Source organism: Candidatus Binatia bacterium (assembly GCA_029243485.1).
Classification (GTDB): Bacteria; Desulfobacterota; Binatia; order UBA12015; family UBA12015; genus VGTG01.
In genome coordinates this window covers 79,317-99,573 of record JAQWRY010000088.1, presented here as the reverse complement: position 1 = coordinate 99,573, position 20,257 = coordinate 79,317, and the positions used below count along the sequence as shown (strand labels likewise).

20 protein-coding genes are annotated in these 20,257 nt (G+C 65.8%); 9 read left to right on the top strand and 11 right to left on the bottom strand.

Annotated elements, in window-relative coordinates; all coding sequences use genetic code 11:
• Positions 1–27 precede the first annotated feature (27 nt).
• Positions 28–1,422, bottom strand: a complete 1,395-nt coding sequence (locus P8R42_28895) for an MATE family efflux transporter (GenBank protein MDG2308615.1) — start codon at positions 1,420–1,422, stop codon at positions 28–30.
• A gap of 268 nt (positions 1,423–1,690) precedes the next feature.
• Here P8R42_28895 and P8R42_28890 point away from each other — a divergent pair, with 268 nt between their 5' ends.
• A complete protein-coding gene (locus P8R42_28890; protein ID MDG2308614.1) occupies positions 1,691–2,119 on the top strand; it encodes a hypothetical protein in 429 nt (142 codons plus the stop codon).
• A gap of 33 nt (positions 2,120–2,152) precedes the next feature.
• Positions 2,153–2,752 carry a DsbA family protein gene (locus P8R42_28885; GenBank protein ID MDG2308613.1) on the top strand — a complete coding sequence of 200 codons (600 nt, stop codon included), beginning with the start codon at positions 2,153–2,155 and terminating at the stop codon, positions 2,750–2,752.
• Positions 2,753–2,776: 24 nt separating this feature from the next.
• Here the strand turns inward: P8R42_28885 and P8R42_28880 are convergent, their stop codons facing one another.
• Positions 2,777–3,460, bottom strand: a complete 684-nt coding sequence (locus P8R42_28880; GenBank protein ID MDG2308612.1) for an NnrU family protein — start codon at positions 3,458–3,460, stop codon at positions 2,777–2,779.
• 68 nt (positions 3,461–3,528) lie between these two features.
• Positions 3,529–5,040, bottom strand: a complete 1,512-nt coding sequence (locus P8R42_28875) for an acetyl-CoA acetyltransferase (protein MDG2308611.1) — start codon at positions 5,038–5,040, stop codon at positions 3,529–3,531.
• 985 nt (positions 5,041–6,025) lie between these two features.
• Here P8R42_28875 and P8R42_28870 point away from each other — a divergent pair.
• Both P8R42_28870 and P8R42_28865 read left to right on the top strand, forming a co-directional pair.
• Positions 6,026–6,304, top strand: coding sequence for an efflux RND transporter permease subunit (locus P8R42_28870; protein ID MDG2308610.1), 279 nt, complete (start codon positions 6,026–6,028; stop codon positions 6,302–6,304).
• A gap of 9 nt (positions 6,305–6,313) precedes the next feature.
• Positions 6,314–7,243 (top strand): sterol desaturase family protein, encoded by a 930-nt coding sequence (locus P8R42_28865; GenBank protein MDG2308609.1) that lies wholly within the window; start codon positions 6,314–6,316, stop codon positions 7,241–7,243.
• 128 nt (positions 7,244–7,371) lie between these two features.
• Here P8R42_28865 and P8R42_28860 read toward each other — a convergent pair whose 3' ends face one another.
• The 4 genes from P8R42_28860 to P8R42_28845 form a co-directional block, all read right to left on the bottom strand.
• The gene (locus P8R42_28860) at positions 7,372–7,602 is read right to left on the bottom strand and encodes a hypothetical protein (protein MDG2308608.1); all 231 of its coding nucleotides are present in this window, start codon (positions 7,600–7,602) and stop codon (positions 7,372–7,374) included.
• A gap of 60 nt (positions 7,603–7,662) precedes the next feature.
• The gene (locus P8R42_28855; protein MDG2308607.1) at positions 7,663–8,226 is read right to left on the bottom strand and encodes a DUF4126 domain-containing protein; all 564 of its coding nucleotides are present in this window, start codon (positions 8,224–8,226) and stop codon (positions 7,663–7,665) included.
• 34 nt (positions 8,227–8,260) lie between these two features.
• Positions 8,261–8,995 carry an HAD family hydrolase gene (locus P8R42_28850; GenBank protein ID MDG2308606.1) on the bottom strand — a complete coding sequence of 245 codons (735 nt, stop codon included), beginning with the start codon at positions 8,993–8,995 and terminating at the stop codon, positions 8,261–8,263.
• A gap of 104 nt (positions 8,996–9,099) precedes the next feature.
• Positions 9,100–10,278 (bottom strand): amidohydrolase family protein, encoded by a 1,179-nt coding sequence (locus P8R42_28845; GenBank protein MDG2308605.1) that lies wholly within the window; start codon positions 10,276–10,278, stop codon positions 9,100–9,102.
• A gap of 81 nt (positions 10,279–10,359) precedes the next feature.
• On the opposite strand from P8R42_28845, the gene P8R42_28840 reads away from it, so the two are divergent.
• The gene (locus P8R42_28840; GenBank protein MDG2308604.1) at positions 10,360–11,538 is read left to right on the top strand and encodes an amidohydrolase family protein; all 1,179 of its coding nucleotides are present in this window, start codon (positions 10,360–10,362) and stop codon (positions 11,536–11,538) included.
• 4 nt (positions 11,539–11,542) lie between these two features.
• On the opposite strand, the gene P8R42_28835 is transcribed toward P8R42_28840, so the two are convergent.
• The 3 genes from P8R42_28835 to P8R42_28825 are packed head-to-tail and all read right to left on the bottom strand — an operon-like array spanning position 11,543 to position 13,863.
• Entirely contained in the window at positions 11,543–11,980 is a 438-nt protein-coding gene (locus tag P8R42_28835) for a response regulator (protein MDG2308603.1), read from the bottom strand.
• Positions 11,961–13,283 carry a PAS domain S-box protein gene (locus P8R42_28830; protein ID MDG2308602.1) on the bottom strand — a complete coding sequence of 441 codons (1,323 nt, stop codon included), beginning with the start codon at positions 13,281–13,283 and terminating at the stop codon, positions 11,961–11,963. The genes P8R42_28835 and P8R42_28830 overlap by 20 nt, the downstream gene beginning before the upstream one ends.
• Before the next feature lie 49 nt (positions 13,284–13,332).
• A complete protein-coding gene (locus tag P8R42_28825) occupies positions 13,333–13,863 on the bottom strand; it encodes a nitroreductase/quinone reductase family protein (GenBank protein MDG2308601.1) in 531 nt (176 codons plus the stop codon).
• Here P8R42_28825 and P8R42_28820 point away from each other — a divergent pair.
• The 3 genes from P8R42_28820 (at position 13,862) to P8R42_28810 (ending at position 16,098) form a co-directional block, all read left to right on the top strand.
• Positions 13,862–14,980 carry a glutathione S-transferase family protein gene (locus tag P8R42_28820; GenBank protein ID MDG2308600.1) on the top strand — a complete coding sequence of 373 codons (1,119 nt, stop codon included), beginning with the start codon at positions 13,862–13,864 and terminating at the stop codon, positions 14,978–14,980. The genes P8R42_28825 and P8R42_28820 overlap by 2 nt on opposite strands.
• Before the next feature lie 138 nt (positions 14,981–15,118).
• A complete protein-coding gene (locus P8R42_28815; protein MDG2308599.1) occupies positions 15,119–15,247 on the top strand; it encodes a hypothetical protein in 129 nt (42 codons plus the stop codon).
• A gap of 50 nt (positions 15,248–15,297) precedes the next feature.
• The gene (locus P8R42_28810; protein MDG2308598.1) at positions 15,298–16,098 is read left to right on the top strand and encodes an SDR family oxidoreductase; all 801 of its coding nucleotides are present in this window, start codon (positions 15,298–15,300) and stop codon (positions 16,096–16,098) included.
• 28 nt (positions 16,099–16,126) lie between these two features.
• Here P8R42_28810 and fbp read toward each other — a convergent pair whose 3' ends face one another.
• Positions 16,127–17,152, bottom strand: a complete 1,026-nt coding sequence (fbp, locus tag P8R42_28805; GenBank protein MDG2308597.1) for a class 1 fructose-bisphosphatase — start codon at positions 17,150–17,152, stop codon at positions 16,127–16,129.
• Between the two features lie 144 nt (positions 17,153–17,296).
• On the opposite strand from fbp, the gene P8R42_28800 reads away from it, so the two are divergent.
• Positions 17,297–20,254 carry a M4 family metallopeptidase gene (locus P8R42_28800; GenBank protein MDG2308596.1) on the top strand — a complete coding sequence of 986 codons (2,958 nt, stop codon included), beginning with the start codon at positions 17,297–17,299 and terminating at the stop codon, positions 20,252–20,254.
• Positions 20,255–20,257: the final 3 nt, after the last annotated feature.

Sequence of the window (20,257 nt, the reverse complement as noted above, 5' to 3'; positions counted from 1 at the left end):
CACGCCGCGCGCCGCCCCGACGAGGGATCAGACCCCGGCGAGTTCGGGCAGCCTGCGCGTGCGACGCGTCCAGGCCGTCACGAGCGCAAAGGCGGCGAAGACGAGACCGCTTGTCAGCCCCATCCACAGCCCGTCGACGCCGAAATCCAGAGTGAAGCAGAGAACCCATGCGAGTGGCAGGCCGATCACCCAGTAGGCGACCACGGACGTGAGCATGGACGTGCGCGTATCGCCCGAACCGCGCAGAACGCCGGTCGCGACGATCTGAACACCGTCGAAGAGTTGGAATGCGGCCGCGATCCGCAGCAGGCCCACACCGACGGCAATCACGGCGGACTCATTAGTGAACACAGCCATGATCGATCGCGGCACAACGAGGAACGCGATGGCGGAGAGCGACATGAACGCCCCGCCGGCGAGCAACGCCGACCACCCCGCCACCCCGGCCCCGTCCGGATCAGACGCCCCAAGGGATTGCCCAACGCGCACGGCCCCGGCCGAGGAGACCGCGAGTGGGACCATGAACGCGAAGGCCGCGGCGCCGAGGGCAATCTGATGCGCGGCGAGCGCGACCGGATCCAGGCGAGCGGCGAGGAGCGTGGCCGCGGTGAACACTCCGCCTTCGAGCGTGAGTTGCAGCGCCGCGGGGATACCCAGGGTCACGATGTACCGCAGGATCCTCAAGTCGGGACGCCACGAGACGTGCACGAGTCCCGATCCGCTCCGACGCGCGTGGACGTAGGTAAATCCCGCGAGCACCGCCACCATGAAGAACCGCGAAATCGTCGTCGCCCAGGCCGAGCCCACCGCACCCATCGCCGGCGAACCGAGGTGACCGAAGATCAGCACCCAGTTCGCAAACGCGTTCACGACGTTCGCGACCAGCACGACTCCCATGACCGGACGCACGATGCCCATGCCCTGCAGGTACCGCCGCACCGCCGCGAACAGCAGAAGAGGCACGAGGCCCCACGTAACGACCTCCATGTAGGCCATCGCATCGGGCAAGACCGCCGCGTCGATCCCGAGGAGCGCGAGGTGCCGGTTGCCCTCCCACAACAAGATCATCAGGGCCACACCCACCGCGACGCTCAGATACACGCCCTGGACAAGGCCCCGATGGGCCTCCCCCTTCCGCCCGGCGCCCCAAGCCTGGGACACGAGCGGGTCGAGGCCGAGCAGGATTCCCATCCCGAACATCGCGGCAACGAAGTAGGTGTGGGAGCCGACGGAGACCGCGCCGATCGCCTCGGGGCTCACGCGACCGACCATCGCGGTGTCGACGAGCCCCATCGCCATCCAGCCGAGCTCGGAGACAATCACCGGCCCGGCCAGCGTCAGCAACGGGCGCAACTCCGCACGAAGCGCCGCCACAGTCAGGCGCGGCAAGGCTCGGGCGGTTGCGGCGCTTGGAGTCGGCACGGGGCAGCTACTCTATCGATTCGCCGACCCGATCGATACTGGTTCTCCAACAGCATGGAATGTCAGAAGCTCGAATCGGACCCTTTCAGGAACTCGAGAATCGTAGCGGGATCCACTTTCATTCGGGTCTGGTGCCTCCCTTTTAACCCCGACGTCAGGAGCCGCTGCAAAGTCGAACGAGCGTCCCACCGTTCTCGGTCGAAGGCCGAATCGTGACTATGGCTCGCCCGGGCACGGATGATACCTCGGAGGCAATGGAGGCGACCGCATGAGCCCCGGCCTCGCCGCGGCGATCACAGGCCTCGCCTGGACGGCCGGTCTGGGGTTCCCACTCCTCGCGTTCGCCCTGCTCCTCGCGTTCGGCGGGGACGAGCCAAACGGCCAGCTCCTCGGACTGGCCGTCCTCGGGATGACCGTCGGGGGCCTCGTCGCGTTCCAGGCTTCGACGCGGATTCGCGCGCTCGTAGACGGCACGCGGGCCGAGGTCCTGGCACGACTTCGTCATGCGCGCTCGCCCGACGAAGCGCGCCACGCGGTGCGCGCCGCCGCTGTCTTCGCCGGCGATCCGACGTACTCCGAACAGGCCGACAGCCTGTCCGACGAAGCCGTGCTCACTCTCTGCGCTGAGATCGTGGAGAAGAACGACGCCGTCGCGCGGTTCGGCCCGCACGCCCAGCATCGTCCGCCGGGCCGGTAAGCGAACGCGGCGCCTCCTGCTAGGCTCCAGCGCATGCCTGACTGCGAAGAAGTCAAGGTCTACATCGACTACAAGAGCCCTTACGCCTACATCGCGGTCGAGCCGGCTTTTGCGTTGGAGGAGAAGTACGCCGTCGATCTTCGCTGGCTCCCGTACCAGCTTCGCATCAAGGGGAAGGGCGAGCGCAGCCAAAACTCCGAGTGGAAGGCGCGCTACTCGTACATGGACGTCCGTCGCTGGGCGAACCGCCGCGGTGGCTTCATGATCCGCGGGCCGCGGAAGATCTACGACACGACGCCCGCGTTGATCGGCGGCTTCTACGCGATACAGGAAGGCTACTTCCGCGCCTACAGCGAGCAAGCCTTCAAGCGGTTCTTCGAGCATCGTCTCGAACTCGACGTCGAAGACGAGATCGCCGTACTGATCGCCGAGGTCGGTGGCTCCGCGGACGGATACCGGCAATTCATGACCGGCGACGGCCCCGCTCGGCTCGAGGCGGCGGCGAGAGAGGCCGAGGAGGATCACATCTTCGGCGTCCCGATCTTCGTCGTCCGCGGGGAACCGTTCTGGGGCCACGACCGGATCCCGCTCCTGGAAGAACGCCTGACCGAATTCGGCTTGGCGACGACGTAGCGCCCCATCGCAAAGCGCTCCGGCTCAGAACGAAAGCGGGTTCACGCCGAACAGCCAGGCATGCGCGCCGAGCAGGATCGCGTAGGCCGCGCACGCCGCCGCTGGACGCCACACGCCGATCTCGGATGCGACGAAGCGATTGCGGCCCTGCAGGATCGCTGCGAACGGCACGACCGACGTCACCGCGGCGACCGACTCCCACTGCGCACCGAGTCGGCGCGACCGCTTCCGGTCGATCAGGCCCGGGCCGACCAGTCCGAGCAGGAGCATGGTTCCGAAGAGGGTGGTGCCGGCCGCATCCCCGGATGCGATCAGATGCGTCGCGCCCCACAGTGCCACGCCGACTAGGAACGGATGCCGGGTGATCCGCAGAATCCCGGTGGCCGGCTCCTCTTGATCCCACACGAAGTCGAACCCGGTGGCGGTCGGGCTGGGCGTCGTGACGCCGACCACCACCAGAATCCCGGCCACCAGAACGAGAACCAACGCGAGGGGCCGGAACCACAACGGCGAAGCCCAGAGCGTGATCGCCGGCGCGGCCGCGTAAGCCCATCCGACCCAGACGATCCCGACGAGCGAGAGCGAGGAAAACAGGCCGAGGAAGCCCTGCTCTCCCGTACGTGCCGTGATCGTGTCGCGCAGGCGACTGCCGGACACGAAGATGTGGATTCCGAGAAAGTAAAGGGCCGCAAGCGCTAGGTACGCCATGCGGCCCTTGTACTACGATTCAGTTTGCTCGTCAGCGCAGGCCGGTCACTGCGCTGCCACGCGCGCGCTCAACTCGGCGTGAAGATCTGCATCCCGCCGTCGACCGAAAGGGAGCCCTTGCGACCGACGCCCTCCTTCGAGACGAGATCGAGAAGAAGATCCTTGTCCCCGGGCGTGTTGGCTACGAACCGTCGCCCGTCGTCGCTGCGACCCGCGATGATCCCTCGCTCGGGAGCACCTGCGCGATCGTAGACCGCGGTGTACGTCTCGATCGTGCCGCCGCCGGTGCAATCCTCGGCGACTTCGAGAGGCGTCGTGGCCACGTCGGCCGAGGCGCGCTTCTCCGGCATCTGCGCGGTCGGAAGGGCACCGGGCTTCGGCTCCGTCGACCAGACACTCGCGGAGTGCTTCGTCAGGTACCAGCCATTCCCCGTGACCAACCCCTTCTTACCCGGCGTCTCGCGGAGGCGATCCGCCATCGTCGCGACCGAGTGCAAGGTGTAGCCGCTGGCCGGGCCGCCGCCGTAGGGAAGTCCGCCCGTCACTGTGAAGCCACGCGGGTCGTCCTCGGAGATGTTCAGGTTCTTGAGGGCCATCTCGACCGCGACAGGGAAGCAGCTGTAGAAATCGAAACGGTCGATGTCGTTGACGGTTACACCCGCGTTGCCGAGGGCCGCCGTGTGCGTATCGAGCATTGCGGGACACTCAGCGAAGTTGGGACGCGACGTGGGATACCACGCCTCTTCCTGCGACTTCGCTCCGCCCCACCAGTACAGCCAACGATCCGGCGAGATGCCGAGCGACTTCGCCGCTTCGACGGACATCAGGAAATAGCCGGCCGCCTGGTCCGTATTGAGCACGGCGTTCAGGTACTTCGTGTAGGGGAACGCGATCATGCGATTGGTCGGCGTGGCGGTCGTCAGCTCCTCGGAGCTGCGCGCCGTCGGGAACCACGCATACGGGTTCGCGGCGGCGACGTCCGTGAACTTCGTGAAGAGATCGCCCATCGACTTCTTGTGCGTCTCGAGGTCCAGGCCCCGCGAAGCTCGCATCGCGTTCTCGAACATCGGATAGATGTCCGGCGGCATGACCATGCCGTACTTGCCCTCGAGGTCCGAGCTGCCGTTCTTCGCAATACCGATCATCTCGGGATCCGAAGTGCCGCCAACCGTCCAGTTCAGATCGATGCCGAGACCGCCAGCCTTCATCAGCGTGCGCATGTTGTTCGCACCGCAGATGTAGGAGATCTTGGTCTCGCCCTTTGTGATGCGCTCGGCGATGAGGTTCGTCGCCGTGACGCCGATCTGACCACCCATCTCGCTCGTGAAGGTATGGGTGGGATTCGAGCCCAGCTTCTCGCCGACGATCTGCGCCGGGTTTCGGGCCTGCCAACCGGCGACGTTCAGGACCGCGAGGGTGTCGATCGAGCGCAAGAGGTTTTCTCCGGCACCGGCATCCGCGGCCGCTGCCTTCGCGCACTGTTCGAGCATAAGGAGGGGCTCGATCGCCTCCTTCGGATCTACGTTGCGCTCTACGAGTTGCCCGGTGCCAACCAGAACGGGTGTACGATCGTCACTCACGTCAGAATCTCCTTGAGATGGGGGCAAAGGCATCGCGAGAGACCGCCCCGGAAGAACACTGTCCCTAACCATTAAAGGGCAGCGGTGCAGCCCCCGGAAACATCTGCGTGGTTGATTTGCGAGGCTTTGGACTCTACGTGGCCGCGGGCCAATCTGGCCGCCGGGCAGGTGGTGTAGGATGTGTCGTCCGGCCTTGGTCTTTCTGTTGGTCGCCGTCCCGGCAATCGCCGGGGCGCAGCTCGAGCCGAGCGCTCCGATCTTGACACTCGAGAATGCCGTCGACCTCGAGATCGGGAAGACGCTCCCGACGGCGTTCTTTCCGCAGGACGTGCAGTACCTCTCATACGTCGACATCTTCCCCCCAGCGACGCGCCGGTTTCCGCGACGAACACGGCTCCGACCGAGGTCGAGAAGATCGTTCGCGAGATCGCGGTGGGCTGCGGGAAGCAGAACGCTGAGAACGGAAACGCAGCCCCGGTTCTCAAATCCATTACGAGCTTCGTCGGCGGCGGCGGGCCTCGGTTCTGGAGCGCGGTCACCCCACAGCTTTCGCAGAACAACTACGCAGAACTCCTACTCGAGGTGTTCGACAAGAAGTTCACGCCTCCCTTGGTGGGGCCCCTGCAAGAAGCGGTCTCGGCACGCGTCCCGGACGCCATCGTCCAAATCCGCCAGCTCGAAACGAATCCAGTCGCCCACCCGACCGCCTTCCAGATCTCGGGCCATGCCGACCTCAACGCCATCGGCGAAGAGGTCGACACTCAGACGCTGCGCGCCCTGTGCGAGAACACCAAAGCGATCCTGAGAAGCGCTCCCGGCGTCGCGAACAGTTCCGCACGATCGCCGCGATCGCCTACCCGCAGCCCGGCGCGTTGTCCTCGACCAGATCACGGAGCTGCAGAACTCCTTACCGCCCGGCTACAAGATCCAACTCGCCGGAGAACTCGCGCAACAGCGTCAGGGATTTCGGCAGCTCGCCGGCATCATGGCGATCTCGATCGCGCCGGTCCGCCAAGCACTTCTCGACGCCGGGCTCGAACGCTTGTGCCCAGTGATGATCACGGTCGGCGCAAGCGTTCTCGCGCGGATTTGCCTCGCCTCCCACGGCGGGCCGCTGTGGCAGCCGCTTTGTTACGCGCAGATCGGCGGCCTCTCGCTCGCGACTTTCATCGAACTTCTGTTGGTCCCGATCCTGTACACGATCTTCGTGCTGGACCTGAAGTGGGTCGAATGGCGCGGTGGCGAAGCCGAGGCCATTCGCTAGACTTCGCGTGTGCGAGAGAACATCAGCCGGCTGGTAGCCCGGACCGCGTTTCCCTTGGCGATCACCGTCGGGATCGGCAGCGGGATCTTCTTCATGAACCGCGGTGCGGAGCCCGATCTCGTCGCGGGCCTGATCATCCTCGCCTCCTACGCCTTCATTGGCGTTCTCGAGCGCCTCGTCCCCCTCCATCCCGAGTGGCGCCATGATACCGGCGATCTCAAGGCGGACATCGCCCTGGGCCTGACCAACGCGGTCGTGAACGGGATCGCGCAGCCGCTGTTCATCGTCGTCGCGATCAGCGTGGCCACCTGGCTTTCTGCTACCTACGGAGCCCAGGTCTGGCCCGACCAATGGCCGCTCCTCGTGCAACTGGTGCCCGCGCTCCTGCTCGGCGAACTCGTCGAGTACACGGCCCATCGCACCATGCATGAGGTTCCGTGGCTGTGGCGCTTCCACGCCCCACACCACAGCGCGACGCGACTGTACTGGTTCAACGCCCTCCGCTTTCATCCGATCGACATTCTCGCCGTCGGGCCCGGGAAACTGGTTCCACTCGTGGTTCTCGGTGCCGACGGGCCTGTGATCGCCTTGGTCGGCCTGTTCTCAGCCATCCACGGCGTCTATCAGCACGCGAACATCCCGTGTCGCATCGGTCCCCTCAACTGGGTGTTCAGCATGGCCGAGCTACACCGGTGGCATCACTCTCCGAGCGTCGAGGAGGCGAACCACAACTACGGCGGCAACCTGATCTTCTGGGACATCGTGTTCGGGACGCGCTGGCTCCCGGCCGACCGCGAACCGCCGACCGACATCGGCATCGCCGACCTGCCCAACTTCCCGAAGGGCTACGCCTCGATCATGGCCTCGCCTTTCCGATGGGCGAAGGTCGTTCACGAGGCGGCACCGGCCGCATCACGGTCAGCCGCGTCCAACGAATGAAGAAACGCGTTCCTGACTGAACACTGGTGCCGAAGGCGCGCTACTTCCTGCGCATGTGCGCGCTCCGATCGAGGGCCTTGGACGACTTCCTTCAGCTAAGAGCCGAAGACGACGACCGCTTCGTCGCCTCACCCAACAACCACGACGGTCACGTGTTCGGGGGCGAGACCTTCGGCTTGGCGACTCTTGCCGCCGCCCGCACGTGCCCGGACCGCCCTGCCCATTCGCTTCACATGCACTTCCTGCGGCCGGCCCCGGCCGACACACCGATCACTTTCGCCGTCGACCGGACACGCGAAGGGCGACGAATCGCTCACCGCCGCGTCGAAGTGCAGCACGACGGGCGTCTTTTTGCGCAACTCGTCGCGAGCTTCATGACACCGGTCGAGGGCCCCGACGTCGTAGCGAGGAGCCCGGCGTCAGGCCGCGACGGCGCGTCGCCGTGCAAGCAGGCGACGAACGGCAAAGACAGTTCCGGCGATCACGCCCACGAGAGCGACGACCGGTAGGAACAACGCAACCAGCACCATGAGGATCGCGGTTCCGGACTCGAACAGACCCAGCAGAGGATTCGCGAGGCCGCCGGTTCCGAGCGTCGACCCGACGCGCGCGAGCGCGGTCGCCCCTTGGAAGATTCCGGCTATGCCGCCCCCTGCGACGAGCGCCAACCCCCATCGCAGACTCGGATCCATGCCCGAGATCGTCGAGGCACTCAGAAGAACACCCGCCACGACCGCCGCCGGCGAGGCCACCGTGTCCAGCACGTTGTCGACCCACGGGATTTGATAGGCGAGGAGCTCGAGCGTCGTCGCCACGCCGAACGCGACGAGCGCGGGATCGGTCGTGATCCAGTGAAAGTCGGGCGCGAGAGCGACCAGGCCGCCGCGCGCCGCGAGGCTCACAGCGAGAAACGGCACGAAGACCCGGAACCCGCACGCGGCCGCCAGCCCCACACCGAGGCAGATGCTCAAGAACTCGTTCACGCTCGTACAGGATTCCCTGCGTTGCCCGGGCTCGTCAACTAGACGCGACGCTCACTAGGCCGAGGATCTCCGAAAGCGCCGACACGGTGTGCGCGGGCTGGGGCCCCTCCGCCGGCGCCTCGGGCAGGCCATCCGCGCGGAGATAGACGCTCGTCATGCCGAGGGGATTTGCTCCGGCGACGTCGGCTTCGAGCGCATCTCCGACGAAGAGCGCTTCCGTCGGTCCACATCCCGCCTTGCCGAGCGCCGTGCGGAAGATCGCATCGTGCGGCTTACACGAACCGGCCTCTTCCGAGCTGGTCCACGCATCCAGAACCTCGTGAAGGGCGGCCCGGTCGATCATGGGGTGTAGGTAGTCGTCGTCGATGTTCGAGACGATGGCGACGTGAAGGCCAGCGGCCCGAAGCGCGCGGAGCGTCTCGAGGCAATCCGCGCGCAACTCGAAGTTGGCGATGACGCGGGCGCACTGCTGCTCGTGACACCAACGCAGAAGCTCCGGCCCGGGCTCGTCACCGGTGATCGTGACGGCGAAGCGGCGGTACGTATCCTCGAAGAGATCGCGGTGCAGGTAGAAGTCCCGAGGCAGGTGCGCTGCGTAGGCGTCTCGACTGGCCGCCCGGAACGCATCGCGGACGCTACCTGCGTCCGGCGTGGCACCGAGTTCCTGCACAAGAGCCGTCAGAACGTCCCGCAGCCCCAATCCCTTGTTCCGGTAGCTGTAGAGTGTCCCGCCGAAATCGAAAAATGCTGCTTTGTAGGGGCTCGGCATGGCGCGGAGGCTAGCAGAGCCGCCAACCGGATGCGCCGCCCGGGCCGATAGCGAGGGGAAGCCGGTGCGCGAGACCGCGTGGGACGAGCTTGAGTGTGCCCCTGTCAGGCGCCGCCGATGCGCATGAGCTCTTCGAAGTTGGTGCGGTAGAACCGCTCGCGGGCGGTCGCCTGGGTGCCGGCCTCTTCGAAGGACGTTTCGAACTTCTTGATCGGGTCGCGACCGCCTTCGGGGTGTGGGTAGTCGGATGAGAAGAGGAAGAGCTCTTCCCCGCAGTGTTGCACCAGCCACCCGACGTCCTCGAACGGGAACGGTGTAAAGCGCACCTGACGCCGTAGATAGTCGGACGGCTTCATCGGAAGATCCTTCAGCAGCGGCTCGCTGCGGCTGAAGGACTTCTGCGCGTGATCCAAATTCACCAGGAGGGACGGTACCCACGAAGCACCGAGCTCGATCACGCCGCAGCGCAGCTCCGGGTGGCGCTCGAAGACCCCGTCGAGCACGAGCGCAGTGAGGAAGTTCGCCGGGGAATGATGCAGCGACGGGTAGTCCTTCCCGCGCAGGTTCTCTCCACCGCCGAGCCAATCGCTCGGCCGCGGTCGCCCGTTCTCATGGTACGCCCGCGGCGCCAGGTGGCCGCCTCCAACGTGGAGCACCAACGGCACCCGCGCTTCGGCGAGACACGCCCAGAACGGTTCGAGATCGACGTGCGCGGGAGAGAACCCCTCGTTTACGCCGCCCGGCGCATCTGACGGCACCTGCACGGCGCCCACGCCGAGACTCAGTGCCTCCTTCAACTCGACGAGCGCACGCTGCGGATCGTCGAGTGGGATCATCGTGACCGCCATCATGCGCTCGTCCGCTTCACAGAACGCCGCCATCGCGCGCGTATGCGCTCGGGCGCCCGCGTACATCAACTCCGGTTCGCGCGCGAAGCGGTAGCGGCCGGCGAACGTCGAGAAGATGAGCTGCCCCTGGAATCCGAGAAGATCCAAGGTCCGGGACCGCTCTCCCGGGTCGACCGCCCCGTGTGCGTCCCAGCCCTTTGCGGTCGAGATCACCCGGGTTTCGAGTTCAGCGGTCTTCTCGGGGTCCGCCAGGCGCGCGCGCACGTTCTCGAGCATCCGTCCGAACTGCTTCTCGAACTTCTCGCCGCCGTTCTTTCCGCCGAGAATCCACATCTCGTCGCGAAAGGCCGGATCGGCGTGCTTCGCGAGAAAATCCGCGTCCGGCATGAGGTGGCTGTCGGCGTCCCAGCAGAATCGATCTCCGGCGTAGCTCATGGGATCCATTCCTATCGCGCCAGATCTCGGATGGGAATATTAAATAGGAAATCGGCGTGCGCCTGCGCTAGGGGAAACGTCATGAGCAACGCGAACCTTCCCGTCTTCGACGCAGACAATCACTACTACGAGGCCCTCGACGCCTTCACCCGTCATCTTCCGCCGAAGGTGGGGCCGCGGACGGTCCAGTGGGCGGAGATCGACGGGCGGCGTTACCACGTCGTCGGCGGAAAGGTCAGCCGGGCCGTCGTGAACCCGACGTTCGATCCGATTGCTCGCGCAGGTGCGTTGCACGACTACTTCCGGGGAAACCCGGACCAAAAGAGCCCGATCGAGTTCCTGCGCGACCGCGAGCCGATCCGCCCCGAGTATCGCAACCGCGACGCGCGAATCGAGGTCATGGACCAACAGAACCTCGAAGCCATCTGGCTCTTCCCGACCCTCGGCGTCCTGTACGAAGAACTCCTCAAGGAAGACCCCGAGGGCGTCCAGATTACGTTCCGCGCGTTCAATCGGTGGCTCGAGGAGGACTGGGGCTTCGCCTACAAGGACCGCATCTTCGCCGCGCCATACATGGCACTCGGCAAGGTCGAGGACGCCGTGGCCGAATTGGAGTGGGCGATCGAGCGCGGCGCGCGGGTCGTCTGCATGCGACCCGCCGCCATCTGGACGGAAACCGGCCCGAAAGCCCCGACCGACCCGATGTTCGACCCGTTCTGGGCGCGCGCGGACGAAGCGGGAATCACCGTCGTCGTCCACGCCGGCGATAGCGGGTATACGACGCACGGGTATGCGAACGACGGCTTCGGCGCGAAGTTCGACGGTGGATGGCAGCCCTCGATCAAGGCGTTCAACATCGAGCGTGCCGCGTACGACTTCCTCATCACACTCGCGTTCGGAAAGCTCTTCGAACGCTTTCCCAACCTGCGAATCGCCTCGGTCGAGAACGGCTCGGAGTTCTTGCGCGATCTCTTCAACAAGCTGCGCTCGAGCGCGAGACGCACGCCGGGCTACTACAAGGTCGACCCCGCCGAGAGCTTCAAAGAACACGTCTGGATGAATCCCTTCTGGGAAGACGACGTGAACGAGGTCGTGGCGTTGATGGGCGCCGAGCGCGTGATCTTTGGCTCAGACTGGCCGCATATCGAGGGCATGCCGCAGCCTCTCGACTACGCGTCCGAGCTCTCAGCCTTCGACGATGCCGCGCGCCAGCGAATCATGCGCGACAACGCAAGCGAGCTGAACGCCCTGCGGCCCTAGCGGCCTAGCCGGTGCCGTTGTCGAGCACGCGCCGGACGCTCTCGGCCAACTGCACCAACTCTACGGGCTTCGTCAGGTACTCCCGGATCCCGTGGTCGATCGCGCGCTGTGCGACCGCCCCGTCGGCATGCCCGCTACACAGGGTGATCGGCATGTCTGCGCGGATCCGCAGGATCTCTCGCGCCAGGGTGTCCCCGGTCATCTCGGGCATGGTCTGATCCGTCACGACTAGATCAAACTGGGTCGGATCCTCCCGAACGCTCGCAAGCGCCTCGCCGCTGCGGGTCGTCGACTCGACTGCGTAACCCAGGGCTTCGAGCAGACCTTGAGCCGTCCGGCCTACGAGGGGCTCGTCGTCGATCAGGAGAATCTTCTCGTGGCCACGCGGCAGGACCGAGGTAGCATCATTCGGACGCGGAGCATCACCGAGATGCTCGGGCAACAGGACCTCCACCGTCGTCCCGCTGCCCAGCTCGCTGTGAACCGAAACCGCGCCCCGCGCTCTTCGGACGATGCCGTCGACGACGGCCAGCCCGAGGCCGCTGCCCTCCCCGGCCGCCTTCGTCGTGAAGTACGGCTCGAGAGCGCGTCGCCGGAACCGTCGCCCGCAGGAGTTGAACGGCGTCGGCCACGACACCCGAGAGATCGACGCTCTGCTCCTCGCCCGTCGGCCCACGGCTGAACGTGAGGATCTGCTGCGTGATGGCGGCCGCACGCCGCGCTGCAGATTCGAGCTCGGTGAGATCGCGCTTCACATCGTCGCCGATGCCCGGCCGCCGCAGCGCCAACTCCGCCCGACCGAGGATGACGTACAGCATGTTGTTGAAATCGTGCGCGATACCGCCTGCCATGACGCCCAACGCCTCGCGGCGCTGCGCACGGAGCAGGCCCTCCTGAATTCGTCGCTGCTCGCCCATGTCGCGCGTGATCGAGAGCTGTGCGATCACCTTGCCGGTCGCGTTCCGGAGGGGCACGGCGTGGGTCTCCATCCACCTACGCGTCCCCTTGAGCCCACGGATCTGGAATTCGGCCGTGACGGTCTCGCCGGCGAAAGCCCGACGGTTCAAGTCGCGAAACACCTCGCGATACTCCGGCTCGACGATCTTCAGCAAGTCCGCCTTGGAGACTTCATCGAACGAGTCGGCCTCGATCATCCGCAGCCCCGCCGGGTTCATGTGGAGAAGCCGGTGCTCTTCGTCGACGGTCATCACGCACTCCGGCTCGGAATCGAGGATCGCGCGGAGCCGCCCCTCGCTCTCCTTCAGATGAACGTCCGCCTCTCGCGCCACGGTCACGTCGCGAACGGCGCCGTAGATCGTCCGCTCCCCGGACTCGGGGTCGCGAGTGCACCGCTCGACCATCTCGCGCCAGCGCACGTCATCGGCTCCGGCTCGGGTACGGAACTCGGTTCGACAGATGCCATCGCGCAGGAGCACTTGGATCGACTCTTCCACCTTCCCGGCATCGCGCGGGTCGATGATTCCCGACCAGTCCAGGCCGGCTCCGACACCGGGTCCCAGAAGACGCTCGAGCGTCTTGGGGTCCGGCGTGTAGAAGTCCATCTCGTCGCCCTTCACGCGAGCACGAAAGCTGAACTCGTAGCCCAACTCCGAGACGATTCGGTGCAGTTCCTCGCTGTCTCGGAGCTGCCCCTCGTGGGCGACCTCGCCCGCGTCCGAATCCTCCGGGGCTCGGGCCCAGGCGGCCCGAAAACCACGCACGCCTTCGGTCAATCTCGAGAACAACGTTCGGTCCGGCGGAACGGGGCGAGAGTCTCCAGAATCCGGACTTCAGTCAACTTCCCGCGGGCGCGGATTCGATCTGTACCATCGCACCTTCGACGCCGAGGTGGGCCACTTGGGCTTCGGTCAGGCCGGTCCTTGTGTCGTACTCGATCGCGAACTGCTTCCCGAGCCACGGCATCCGCCGGAAGGTCCGCTCGGCGTTCTTCCGGAACTCGAACGACTCCGGCTGCACGACCCAGCCCATTCCAGGCACCTTCTGCCCCGCAATGAGCATCTCAACCGGCGCCGGCTCCAGATAGTTCCGCCACCAGTTCTTCCGCCGCGCCTTCGAAACCAGGATGACGAACCGATCTCCGTCGCGCTGGTAGCCCACCGGGATCGTGTACCGACGGCCGGTCCGGCGGCCCGTCACGGTGAGGGCGAGCAACCCCGAACTCATGAGCCCGTGCAGCGGCGATCGCAGAATCCCGACGATCAGGGGATTCACTCTGGTCATGAAGCGATCGAAGTCCACACCTTCGAGTACGATGCGGTGCTGCAATCGACAACCGGCCCGGCGGGGTCTATTCCAAGACGCCATGACGGCGTCCGCGGACTACGAATTCATCGGATCGAAGAACTCCTACTACTCCGCCAAGGTGAGAGCCTGCCTCCAGTACAAACGCCTCCCCTACAGCGAGGTCTGCGCCAACGGCGACACGATCCGCCGCGCAAAGGAAAAGACGGGCAGCCACATGTATCCGGTCGTGCTCTGCCCCGACGGCACGGTCCTACAGGACAGCTGCGACATCGTCGACGCACTCGAGCAACGCCACCCCGCACGACCCGTGATCCCCTACGACCCCGTGCTCCGATTGTTGGCTACGTTGTTCGAGACCATTGCGGACGACTTCATGATCCTCACGAGCATTCGCTATCGCTGGGTGCCGGAGGACACCTCGGCGTGGGCCGTACGGATGTTTCAACAGATCTGCACGGAGCGCATGCCCGAGCCCAAGCCGCGCGCAGCGACCCGCGAGAATGCGGTTCGAATCGCTCGATCGATCCAGAAGAGATTCAAGGGGCAGATGACGCAGTCCCCCGAAATCGTCGCAGTCTGTGAGCGGCAGACCCGCGAAATCTGCGACCGACTCGACGCGCATTTGGAGAACACACCCTTCCTCCTCGGCGACCGACCGAGCCTAGCGGATCTGGGCATGATGAACGCTCTGTTCGGGCATCTGTACCGCGACCCGGGGGCGATGTGTGACCACATCCATTGGAAGTGCATCAGCCTCTCCCTATGGATCGATCACATGCTCGCGGCGGCCGGGGAGTCCGACCGGGGCGACCTCTTCTTCTCCGACAGCTTGGCCCCCGTGCTCGAAACGTTTGGGACCACATACGGTGCGTACGCGGCGACCACGCTCGCCGTGGCCGAGGCCAAATTCGCGACGCTCGAGCCGGACGCAGAGCCGCGACAGTTCCTCGGGGCTCACGAGACGACTCTCGCCGGCGTCCCCACCACATTTCCCGTATCCAGCTACGTCGCATGGAAACTCCAACGCGTCCTCGACTGCTACCGGGCCATCCCCGAGTCGGACCGCGCGGATGCCGACCGTATCCTCGAACCGGCGGGCCTCCTTTCCTTGTGCCGGACCGAGCCCGGCTGGCGCCTCGAGAAACGAGGATTCATGCGACTCGCGAAGGTCGCGTAGAGCCGAGCCCGGCGCACGCATTGTGTCGGCGCCGCCTGGAAGGATACCGAAAACTCTGGAGGATTTCGCGAACCCGGCCTGCCTGTGGCGTGCGCGGCACCCGAGTTACAACACGTCTGCCCCGGAGGAGAGATGGGAATGAAGACGTTGTGCCGTGTAGAAACGATCGCCGTTCTGGCCGTGAATCTCGCCGCGTGGCTGTCGACCGTGGACGCCGTTCGCAAACCAATCGAAGCGCCCGGCCTCCTGGCCACGATCCTCAGCTGACGAGAGCGCGACCGATTGGCCCCACTCCGGCTGCCGTGAGAAGAGTCCCCATGGACTTGAATCTCACGAGCAAGACGGCGCTGGTCACCGGGAGCCATCGCGGTACCGGGGCCGGGATCGCACAGGTGCTCGCTGCCGAGGGTGCATCGGTCGTGGTTCACGGACTCGAAGCGGGCCAGCCAGACCCGATCGTCGCTGCCATTCGCGAGGCGGGCGGCAATGCCTCGTCAGTCACCGGCGACCCAAGAAGCGAGGAGGGCGCGGACGAGATCGCCCGCGGGCTCGCGACACACGGGCACCCGATTGACATCCTCGTGAACAACTACGGCGCCGCCGCCGGCGGTGGCTGGCTGGACGGCTCCTCCGAAGACTGGACGTCGATGTTCGAGACCAACGTGCTCTCCGGCGTCCGGCTCGTCCGACGCCTCGCCGGCGACATGAAGTCGCGCGGCTGGGGGCGGATCGTGTTCGTCGGCACGGTCGGGAGCGTGCGCCCGCGCAAACAGACACCGGGCTACTACGCGGCCAAAGCCTCTCTGCCTGCGATGACGGTCAGCCTGAGCAAGGAACTCTCCGGCTCCGGCGTCACCGTCAACCTCATCAGTCCGGGACTCATCGCAACCGCAGAGGTGCGCGCCATGGTAGAGCGGCGAGCGGAGAAGAAGGGCTGGACCGGCAGTTGGGAAGAGCTTGAGAAACGCGCCGCGAGCGACTTCATGCCGACCCCGAGTGGGCGCATAGCCCGACCGGACGAGGTCGGCGCTCTGGTCGCATTCGTCTGCAGCGGCTGGGCGGCCTCGATCAACGGAGCCGACCTGCGAATCGACGGCGGAGCCGCGGACTGCGTATAGGCCACGCAGAGCCCGCCGGGCGCGGCAGCTACTCCCCGGCCACACTCCGCTCGTACATCTCGACCGCGTCACGATTGCCGATGATGAGCGGCACCCTCTGATGAAGACCGTCGGGCTCGACGTCGAGGATTCCCTGGGTCCCGGTCGACGCGTACCCACCGGCGTGCTTCGCGATGAAGCCCAGCGGCGCCGCCTCGTAGAGCAACCGCAGCTTTCCCTTCCCGGTTGCGGCGTCCGCCGGATACAGGAAGATCCCGCCCTTCAGAAGGTTGCGATGGAAGTCGGCCACGAGTGAGCCGATGTAACGCGACTTCATTCCGCCCAGAGGACTCGCGTCCGGGGACTTCACGTACTCGACGAACTTCTGCGTCGCCGGAGTCCACTTGCTGCTGTTCCCCTCGTTGACGCTGTAGGTGCCGCACTTCTCGGGGATCACGATGTTCTCGTGCGAGAGCAGGAACTCGCCAATGGACGGATCGAGCGTGAAACCGTGAACGCCGTGCCCGGTCGTGTAGACGAACATCGTCGAGGAACCGAAGATGATGTAACCCGCGGCGGCGAGCTCGCTGCCGGGGCGGAGCAGATCTTCGGCCCTGCCCGGTACCCCGTAGGGATCGCGGCGGCGGTGAATGGAGAAGATCGTGCCGATGCTAACGTTGACGTCGATGTTGGAAGATCCGTCGAGAGGATCGAAGGCGACGGCATACTTCCCGGGGTAGTGTGGCTCCGGAACGTCGATGGGATCATCCACCTCTTCGGACGCCATGATGCAGACGTGACCCGAGCGGCGCAGAATCTCGACGATGGTGTTGTTCGCGAACACGTCGAGCTTCATCACCTCTTCGCCCTGCACGTTCGTCCGGCCGGCGACGCCCAGGATATCCGCGAGCCCGGCCATGTTGACCTCGGCGGAGATGATCTTGCCCGCCACGGCCAGCTGATTCAGCAATTCGCTGAAGTCGCCGGCAGGCTGCTCTCCCGTGCGCTTGGCGTGAGCGCGCTGGCTGACGAGGGCGTGGTGGGTGAGCGTCGTGCCGACTTGTGACTTTTCCATGAACCGGAAACCCTACTACTCTGGTCTGGCTGGAGCCACTCCCCCGCCCCAGTCGCCCCGAAACGGTCGGCGGCGGTATCGCGACCCCTATGGAGGAAGGGAAAGTGGCTCGACCTCGCCGCCGGGGCCCGATACAAACAACAGATGAGCTCGCCTGGACGCCCCTGGACCGGCCGACCTTTCTTCCTCGGCCTTTGGGTGGCCCTCGCCACAGCCCTGGCCCTCCCAGCGGCGGCCGCGGGCCCCGACCGGCAGGCTCGCGAGGTCGATCCGGGTGCCGTCGAGCGCCTCGAACGAGACGCCGGCCCCGGCGCCCGGGTGCGAGCGCGCCGGGGCACCTCAGTGGCGGGCTTCGTGCGCGCCGACAGCGGCCGCGATCTTCTGCCCGGCAGCCGGGCGGGCTCGGCTCGGGCGAAGGCCAACGAGTTCCTTCGAGACCACGCTGATCTGTTCGGTCTCTCGGAGCCCGGCGATCAGCTCGAGGTCATCGGGGAATCGAGCGACGCGCTCGGCACCCGCCGCGTGCGCTACCGCCAGGTCGTCGATGGCATCGAAGTGTTCGGCGGCGAGCTCCGTGCCCACTTCGGCCCCGGCCTCGACCTCACGTCCATCGGCGGCTCGGTCGTCGCGGTGCGAGGCCCCCTCTCCACTACTCCTGCGCTCCCCGGACCAGAAGCGGACGCCATTGCTACCGCCAAGAGCGCGGCCGAAGCGATCGGTCGCCGCCTGGTCATCTACGACACGGGACTCCTTCGCGGCATACCCGGGACGGCGCACCTCGCGTGGGAAGTCGAGATCGGCAACGCCGATCTGACGGTCCACGAGTGGGTCTTCGTCGACGCCGCATCGGGCGGCATCCTCGAGCGCATCTCCGGCGTTCACGAAACGCTTCATCGCCGCGTCGGCGAAACCAGTTTGGGCAACATCATCTGGGACGAAGGACTCGGCCACCCCGATCCGATCACCGCCGGCTGGGCCAGTGGTACCGCGGCGCAGGTCACTGCGTGGAATGGTGCGAACGACGGCGCAAAGGAGTCCTACAATCTGTTCGGCAGCATGACGAACGGCGCGTACCTCTCCTACGATGGGCTCGACGCGATCATGTACACGGTCAACAACGATCCCGGGATCAGCTGTCCGAACGCGACCTGGAACGGCGTCTCCACGAACTACTGCGACGGCGTGACCGGGGACGACACGGTCGCGCACGAATGGATGCACGCCTACACCGAGTACACGCACAACTTGATCTACGCTTGGCAGGCTGGCGCGCTGAATGAGTCCTACTCGGACATCTTCGGCGAGGTCGTCGACTTCCTGAACGGTCGCGGCACGGACTCGCCCCTCGGCCTTCGCGCCTCCGACGGCTCCGCCTGCTCCACGTTCGGCAACGGCTCTCCATCGACCGACGCGACGTATCGCTGGCTGTCGGGCGAGGACGACCCCGGATTCGGCGGCGCCATTCGCGATATGTGGCAGCCTCTCTGCTACGGCGACCCCGACAAGGTCTCCTCCGGGAGCTACGTCTGCAGCAGTGCGGACAACGGCGGCGTCCACACCAACTCCGGCGTTCCGAATCACGCCTTCGCTCTTCTCGTCGACGGTGGCACCTACAACGGACAGACTATCACCGGAATCGGCCTCGAGAAGGCCGCCCACATCTACTGGCGCGCCGCGACCGTCTATCAGGTAGCGGCGAGCGACTTCGAAGATCACGCGAATGCGCTGGAGGCTAGCTGCACCGACCTCCTCGGCGCCGCCCTGTACACCCCTCTCACGACAGGGTCGGGTACGTGGGGGGGCACGCTCGGCTCCACGATCAGCGCGGCCGACTGCACCGAGGTCTCCGACGCGATCGCCGCGGTCGAGCTCCGCACCGCCCCGACGCAGTGCAGCTTCACGCCAATGCTCGACGCGAGCCCGCCCGCGCTCTGTGGCGGTAGCACCGTCGACACGATTCACCTCCAGGACTGGGAGAGCGGGCTCGGCTCCTGGACCGTGGGCACCCGCAGCGTCGCGAATCTCGGTACCTTCGACACGCTCGATTGGGCTGTCGTCGGAAGCCTGCCGGATAGCGTCGCGGGCTCCGCCGCCTTCGTGGCGGACGACCCGGCCCTGGGCAACTGCCAAGCGGACACCGAAGCCGGCGTCTTGTTCCTCCAAAGCCCGGAGATCGTCATTCCCTCCGGAGTCAAGAAGGTGCGACTCGCGTTCGACCATTGGGTGTCGACCGAGGAGGGATGGGACGGTGCCAACGTGAAGATCAGCGTGAACGGCGGCGGGTACACCCTCGTTCCGGCCTCCGCGTATGACTTCAATCCGTACAACGACACGCTCAACTCCTCCGGCCAGGGCAACGACAACCCGCTCGCGGGCCAAGAGGCCTTCACCGGCGCCGACGGCGGCAGCCTCACCGGCAGCTGGGGACAGTCCCAGGTAGACCTGTCCGACTTCGCTGACGATGGCGACACGATTCAGCTCCGCTTCGAGATGGGCCTCGACGGCTGCAACGGGCAAATCGGCTGGTACGTCGACGACGTCCACCTCTTCTCGTGCGCCGACGAGATCCTCTGTCAGGAGACGCCCGCCACCGGCTGCCGACTGAGCCAGCCGTTCGGCTCGATCCTCACCATCATCGACGGGAGCAAAGACAAGTTCGTCTGGAAGATGAACCGCGGCGACGCTACTGCGACGGCCGACTTCCTCGACCCGACCCAGACGGGACGCAACCTGAGCGTCTGCTTCTACGACGACTCGGGGGCCAGCCAGCCCATCTATGAGGCAACCATCGGGAGCGCCGGCCAGTGCAGCGGCAAGGACTGCTGGAAGAGCCTCAACGGCAAGGGCTTCAAATACAAGAACAAGACCGGCCAGAGCTCAGACGGCGTGACGCTCATGAAGTTCAAGGAAGGCGACGCCGGAAAGACGAAGGTCCTTGCGAAGGGCCAGGGCAGCTTCCTCACGATCCCCAGTCTTCCGCTCACGACCACGGTGACGACGCAGCTCGTCATCGACGACGGCGTGACGCAGGACTGCTGGCAGAGCACCTTCCCGCTGTCGCTCGTGAACGACGGGTCGAAGTTCAAGTCCAAGGGTCCGTAGCGG